The sequence below is a fragment of the Mesorhizobium sp. M1399 genome, from assembly GCF_040317735.1.
GTDB lineage: Bacteria > Pseudomonadota > Alphaproteobacteria > Rhizobiales > Rhizobiaceae > Mesorhizobium.
In genome coordinates, this window is the sequence record NZ_JAMYKZ010000045.1 from 1 (window position 1) to 6,283 (window position 6,283).

7 protein-coding genes are annotated in these 6,283 nt (G+C 62.2%); 1 reads left to right on the plus strand and 6 read right to left on the minus strand.

Annotation, left to right across the window (positions count from 1 at the left end; genetic code table 11):
- The 6 genes from NKH05_RS32420 to NKH05_RS32445 all read right to left on the minus strand — a co-directional run.
- Nucleotides 1-700 (minus strand): transketolase (locus NKH05_RS32420; RefSeq protein WP_502913300.1); only part of this gene is annotated, 700 nt, incomplete at its 3' end.
- A gap of 19 nt (nt 701-719) precedes the next feature.
- Nucleotides 720-1,472 carry an SDR family NAD(P)-dependent oxidoreductase gene (locus tag NKH05_RS32425; protein WP_352920487.1) on the minus strand — a complete coding sequence of 251 codons (753 nt, stop codon included), beginning with the start codon at nt 1,470-1,472 and terminating at the stop codon, nt 720-722.
- Between the two features lie 35 nt (nt 1,473-1,507).
- Entirely contained in the window at nt 1,508-2,401 is an 894-nt protein-coding gene (locus tag NKH05_RS32430; protein WP_353017727.1) for an amidohydrolase family protein, read from the minus strand.
- A 64-nt stretch (nt 2,402-2,465) separates the two neighbouring features.
- Nucleotides 2,466-3,428 (minus strand): substrate-binding domain-containing protein, encoded by a 963-nt coding sequence (locus tag NKH05_RS32435; protein ID WP_353017725.1) that lies wholly within the window; start codon nt 3,426-3,428, stop codon nt 2,466-2,468.
- 22 nt (nt 3,429-3,450) lie between these two features.
- Nucleotides 3,451-4,455 (minus strand): ABC transporter permease, encoded by a 1,005-nt coding sequence (locus NKH05_RS32440; protein WP_353017723.1) that lies wholly within the window; start codon nt 4,453-4,455, stop codon nt 3,451-3,453.
- Nucleotides 4,452-5,921 carry an ATP-binding cassette domain-containing protein gene (locus NKH05_RS32445; RefSeq protein ID WP_353017721.1) on the minus strand — a complete coding sequence of 490 codons (1,470 nt, stop codon included), beginning with the start codon at nt 5,919-5,921 and terminating at the stop codon, nt 4,452-4,454. Before NKH05_RS32445 ends, NKH05_RS32440 begins: the two co-directional genes overlap by 4 nt.
- A gap of 166 nt (nt 5,922-6,087) precedes the next feature.
- Here NKH05_RS32445 and NKH05_RS32450 point away from each other — a divergent pair.
- Nucleotides 6,088-6,283 (plus strand): LysR family transcriptional regulator (locus NKH05_RS32450; protein WP_353027052.1); only part of this gene is annotated, 196 nt, incomplete at its 3' end.

A 6,283-nucleotide genomic window follows, 5' to 3' on the forward strand; every position in this document is an offset into this window, starting at 1 on the left:
GACGAGGTTCCTTCAGGCCGCGCGCCATGTCGAAGGCCTTGCGGACCGCCTCGATGTCGTTGCCGTCGACGCGCTGCGCATGCCAGCCGAACGCCTCGAACTTCTCGGTCACAGGTTCGGAGGAGAGCATGGCCGTCGACGGACCATCGGCCTGCTGATTGTTGAAGTCGACAATGGCAATGAGATTGTCGAGCTTGTGGTGGGCGGCCGACATCGCGGCTTCCCAGGTCGAACCCTCGCCGAGTTCGCCGTCGGACAGGAGGTTATAGACGAAACTGTCGCTCTGCTTGCGCCTCAGCCCCATGCACATACCGACAGCGATGCCAAGGCCGTGACCGAGCGAGCCGCCGGTGATCTCCATGCCGGGCGTGTATGCCGCCATGCCGGACATCGGCATGCGGCTATCGTCGCTGCCATAGGTCTCGAGCTCTTCCTCCGGTAGCACGCCCGCTTCGATCAGCGCCGCGTAGAGCGCGATGGCGTAGTGTCCGATCGACAGCAGGAAGCGGTCGCGTCCCTCCCACAGCGTGTCGTCCGGCCGGTAGTGAAGCGCATGGAAATAGGCGACGGCAAGCACGTCGGCGATACCCAGCGCCTGTCCAACATAACCTTGGCCCTGGACTTGACCCATCCGGACGGCATGTCGGCGGATACGATAGGCTCGTTCGGCCAGGCTGACATTGCTGCCAGCGCGAGGCATCTCAAGATCCGGTGTCCTCTCAGCCATGGATCAGCATCCCACCGTTGACGTCGATCACGGCGCCGGTGATGTAGCTGGCCAGATCGGACGCCAGAAAGAGATAGGCGCCGGCGACGTCGCGTGCGTCGCCCAGCCGGCTGAGCGGGATTCCCTTGATGATGTCGGCGCGCATGGCGTCGGTCAGTTTGCCGCCGGTGATGTCGGTCTGGATCAGGCCCGGTGTGACACAGTTGACGCGGATGCGGTCGGGCCCGAATTCGCGCGCCATGGCCTTGGCAAGCCCCAGAACACCCGCCTTGGCAGCCGAATAGTGCGGGCCACCGAAGATGCCGCCGCCGCGCTGGGCCGAAACCGACGACATGCAGATGATCGAGCCGCCGCCATTTTCGCGCATGTTCGGGATGAATGCCTGGCTGAGATGGAGCACGCCGCGTAGGTTGACATCGAGGATGCGGTCCCAGTCAGCCGCGCCGATATCCAGTGTCTTTGCGGGCTGCGTGATCCCGGCAATGTTGCACAGCACGTCGACCTTGCCGAAGGCTTCGGCCACCTCGGCAGCAGCCCTCTTGCACGCATCGAGGTCGGCGACGTTACAGGCGAGGCCAATGTGCTCGGGCCCAAGCGACTCGGCGGCGTCACGGGCCTGTTGCTCATCGAGGTCAAGAATAGCAATGCGCGCGCCTTGCTCCGCCATCAGCGTTGCCGTGGAGCGGCCTATCCCCCGAGGGCTCGCGGCCCCTGAAATCACCACGGCCTTGCCCTTCAGCAACATGTCGAACTCTCCTGCTATTTCTGGTTGCCGGTGATCTAAAGTCGGTAGAACCGGGCAGCGTTGTCATGGAACAGCGCGAGCCGCTCCTCGTGCGGGTAGGCGATCGTAATTTCCTTGAAGGCGTTCAAAATGGCGTCGAAGCTCGAGAACAGCTTGTCGACGGGGAAGTTCGTCGCGAACATCGAGCGGCCGACGCCGAAGGCTGCGATCGCCTCCTCGACATAAGGACGAATCGAGGCCGTGGTCCAAGTCCAGTCGCCCATGCCGAGGCCCGAGATTTTGCAGGCGACGTTCGGCGCTTGCGCCAACTGGTGCATGCCTTTTTTCCAGGCGCCAAAATGCTCGGCGCCGTCGACCTGCATGCCGGTGTGATTGAGAATGATCTGGACGTCGGGAAAGTCGCGCGCGAGTTCGAGGAACTCGCCCATCTGGGGATAGTAGAGCTGCAGGTCGAAGCTCAGCCGTCGCTTCGCCAGCTCCCGGAAACCACGCCGCCATTCGGGTGTCCGGCTCACCTCCGGCCGCGCCTGATATGTCTTAGCGGCGTCGGGATGGTAGTTCATCGACTGCCGAATGCCGCGGAAGTTCTGATGTTCCATGTGGCGGTCGAGGAGCTCGCCAACATCGGGTTGGGACAGGTCGGCATAGCCGACGATGCCGTGGGGAAACCCCCGCTTGTCGGCGATCTCCTGCAGCCAGCGCGTCTCCCCAACCGGATCGCTGGGATCGAACCCCACATCCAGGTGCACCGATTTTACGAGGTTCTGGTTCTTGCCGTCCTCAAGATAGTCCTCGAGAAGGTAACTTTTTCGGATCGCCTCGTAGTCACCGAAGGCTGACGGCTTAACCCCGTCGGTCAGCCACGGATAATAATTGGCCTCCATATCCCACAAATGATGGTGCGGATCGATGAACGGCAGCTCGGCCACGGTCGGGATTCCTTGCTTGAGGTCTGGACCCGCCGGCCAAGCCGGCGGATCCATTGGGTGGCGGTCAGTTGCTCGGGGGAAAGACGCGGGCGATGACCTTCTTGGCCTCGGGACTGTCAACCTTGTCGGCCGTAACAAGAGGCATGACCAAGGCCAGATCCTGGGTCACCGGCGCGCCCGTCAGTGCGTTGTAGACCTGTTGGGTTCCGTCGATGCCTTGGCCCACTGCCTCCTGGAAGAAGATGCCCTGGAGCGCTCCTTTCTTGAGCAGCGCGATCGTGGTCGGCGAGCCGTCGGCTACGGTGATGCCGATCTTGCCGGCCGAGCCGCGCGTTTCGACCACCTTGGCGGCGCCGCTGCCGGCTTCGTCATACATTCCGTAGATGGCCTTGACATCGGGATTGGCGGTCAAGAGGTCATTTGCCTGGGTGACGGCTTCGTTGATCGTCAGGCCCCGCGTCTCCAGCATCTGGACGAGGTCACACCCTGCGGCCGCGAACGCCTCCTTAGCGCCCTTGAGGTACTTCTGCGCATTCTCCCGATCCTGCGGCAAGGACAGCATACCGACCTTGTTGCCGCCACGCTCCTTGGCGAGCTCGCAGGTGAATTTCCCCTGCGCCTTGCCGGTCTCATAGTTGTTGGCGGTGACCGAGGACGTATAGTTGGTGAGGCCCGGTTGCGGCCCGATGCCGGCGAAGGCGATCGGCACTTTCTGCTTCGCCAGATAGTCGAGCAGCGGCGGTGTCGAGGTCGAGCTGACGGGGCCGATCACGATGGCCGCGACGCCTTTGGTCACGGCAGTCCTGGCATTGTCCATCTGCTTGGCGGGCGAATTCTCCGACGTGTACTCGACATAGTCCATGCCAAGCTCGTTGGCCTTCTCCTTCACGCCGTACCCGACCCATTGCCAGTAGGAGATGTCCAGCGACGGGGCGATGTAGGCGACGGTTTTCTTGTCTTCAGCGTATGATGCGCTGGACAAGGTAGCCGCCGCCAACGCTGCAAGTAGTATGGTCTTAAACTTCATCTTGGTTCCTCCCATTGATGATCTAGATGCGATTCTTGTTGCTGAAGCGGTCGATCAGAACCGCGAGCAGGATTGCGGCGCCGGTGACGGAGCCTTGCCAGAAGCTGTTCACGCCAATGAGGTTCACGCCGTTCTGGATGCAGGTGATCATCAGAGCGCCCAGCATGGCGCCGATCGCGCTCCCAGTTCCGCCAAATAGGCTGGCCCCTCCAATGACGACGGCGGCGATTGCCTGCAGCATCAGGCTGGCGCCGGCAGTGGCTTCGGCGTTAAGGATGTAGCTTACGGTCAACAGCCCGGCGAAAGAGGCGAGCAGGCCCGAAGCGACATAGGCAGCAAACTTGATGCGCAGAACCGGAATGCCGAGCAGCCGGGCAGCAATTGCCGACGAGCCGACGGCAAAGAACCAGCGTCCGAGCACGACCTTGCGCAGGACGTATTCCAGCGCGATCATCAGTATGATGCAGAACAGAAGATGGTTGGGGACGCCCGGGATAATCTCGCCCGAATTCAGGAGCCAGAAATCCGGCGCGCCGATCGGCATCGAACGACCATTCGTGACGATGAAGGCAAGGCTGCCCGCCACCGCGTAGGTGATGAGCGTGACGACGAAAGGCGCGAGCCCGACGACCGTGACCAGAAGGCCATTGATTGAGCCGAACACAAAGCCGACCGCCAGGCCGGCAGCACTCGCGGTCAGTCCGTCAGCGCCATTGGCCATCGCCAGCGCGGTCACCATTCCGGTCAGGGAAAAGACTGAACCGACCGAAAGATCAATTCCGCCGGTAATGACGACCAGCAAAACACCGAGTGACATGATGATGAGGGGCGCGGCGGCCTGGATGATGTTTTGCAAATTGCCCATGCTGAGTGCAGCGGGCACGAACATGCCGACGGCCAGCAGCAGGACGACGATTGCGGCGGCAATCGCGCCTTCCGTTCGGTAGCACAAAAGAACTGCTGGGACGCGCGAGTTGGTGGTCCGGAGTTTGTCGGTGGTCGTGGTGCCGTTGCTCGCGTCGGTCATCCCGCCATCCCCGTCAGTTCGGCGAGCCCGTCTTCGGTGTAGTGCTCTTCAGGCAGGAATCCCTTCGGTTGCCCATCAGTGTCAAAGGCGAAAATGGCGTCGCAAAGCTCGAGCAGTTCGACGTTCTCGGTCGACCACCAGATGATGATCGCGCCAGCGTCGGCCATCTCCCGGATCAAACCGTAAATGTCATGCTTGGTGCCGATGTCGACGCCACGCGTCGGCTCTTCCAGCACCACCATCCGGAGCGGCAGCCCAAGCCAGCGTGCGACGAGAAGCTTCTGCTGGTTGCCGCCGGACAACGAGGCCGGCAGGTCCCAGATCGAGCTGGCTTTCAACTTCAGCGCTGAAACGAGATCGTGACATTCCTGCCGCTCGGCTGCGGCCACGATCCGCCGTCTTTCGCGAACCCTGCGTGCTGCAAGCACGTTATCGACGATGGGCAGCTGCGAAAGGATCCCCTTGGTTGCGCGGTCGCCCGAAACAAAGCCGATACCGGCCCGCGCCGCTGCCGCTGGAGACGAGAAGCGGTCCGCAAAACCCTCGCCGGAAAGGCGCCAGCCAGCCCCGGGTCCGGCGCCCACCAGGGGAGCAATGAGGCCGGTCGGGCCTGCGGGCGCGCCGGCCAGTCCCAGGATGGTGCCGGACGAAATCGCTATCCTGACGTCGCCGGGGCCGAGGAGTTCGACTGGTATGCCCTGTCGGAGGTGTTTTTGCGGGTTGCGGTGCCTTGCCGGACGCTGCGCGTGTTGGCCCATCTGCTGGACGATTTCGGCGTCGCTGAGCGATGCAAGCGGCGTGGCATTCGCGATCGTGACGGCATCGCGCAAGATCGTGCAGACATCGCAGAGCGCGCGGATTTCCCGCATACGGTGAGAAACAAAGACGATGCCGATGCCTTCCTCGTGCACCAACCGCTTCAGCACCGAGAAGAGTTTGGCAGTCTCGCCGGCAGTGAGATTGGCCGTGGGCTCGTCGAGAAGCAGCACTTCGGCTCCGGTGGAAAGGGCACGAGCGATCTGGACGATCTGGCCTTCGTGGAGGGACAATTTGCGTGCCGGCCGATCGATAATCTCTTCGCCGATCGCTGGGTCAATCAGCCGGAGCGCTCCGAGCGCGGTTTCGCGCATGCGGCGACGGCTGATCTGCGACCAGCCCGACCTCGCATGCACAATGCCGATATTTTCCGCGACCGACAGCTCGGGCAATAGCGCCAGCTCCTGATGCACCACCGCGATGATCGGCCTGGTGTGGCCGGCCTTCGACGAGGCGAAGCTAATATCGCCGGCATCGCGTGAGATCAGCCCGGTGATGATGCGGATCAGGGTGCTTTTGCCGGCGCCGTTGCCGCCCAGGAGCGCGTGGATTTCGCCAGGCCGGACCTGAAAATTCACGCCCCGAAGGACCCGTGTTGCGCCGTAGTTCTTCTTGACATTGGAAGCCTCGATCAGGGGCTTCCTGGTCAATACCTGTCCAACTGCCGGCACATTGCCGGCACTACCCAAGCTTTGGGTTGAACTCGGCTCCATCCTGTATCTCCTCCCGAGACCATAGGATGATGCGCCCGATTGACATTCGGCTCAATTCTCGTTTCTTAACATTCTGTGTAGCTGAGCTTAACTGACGAGGACGATGTCAGACATCAAGTTCAATTCGATGACGCATTTCGAGGCAGTCGCGCGGCTCGGCGGCGTGGCAAAGGCCGCTCAGGAATTGCAGGTGACACCTTCGGCGGTTAGCCAGCAGCTGCGGCTGCTCGAACACCAACTCGGGGTGCGGCTTTTTCAGCGCGAAAAGCGCCATCTCTCGCTCACGATCGACGGTGAGC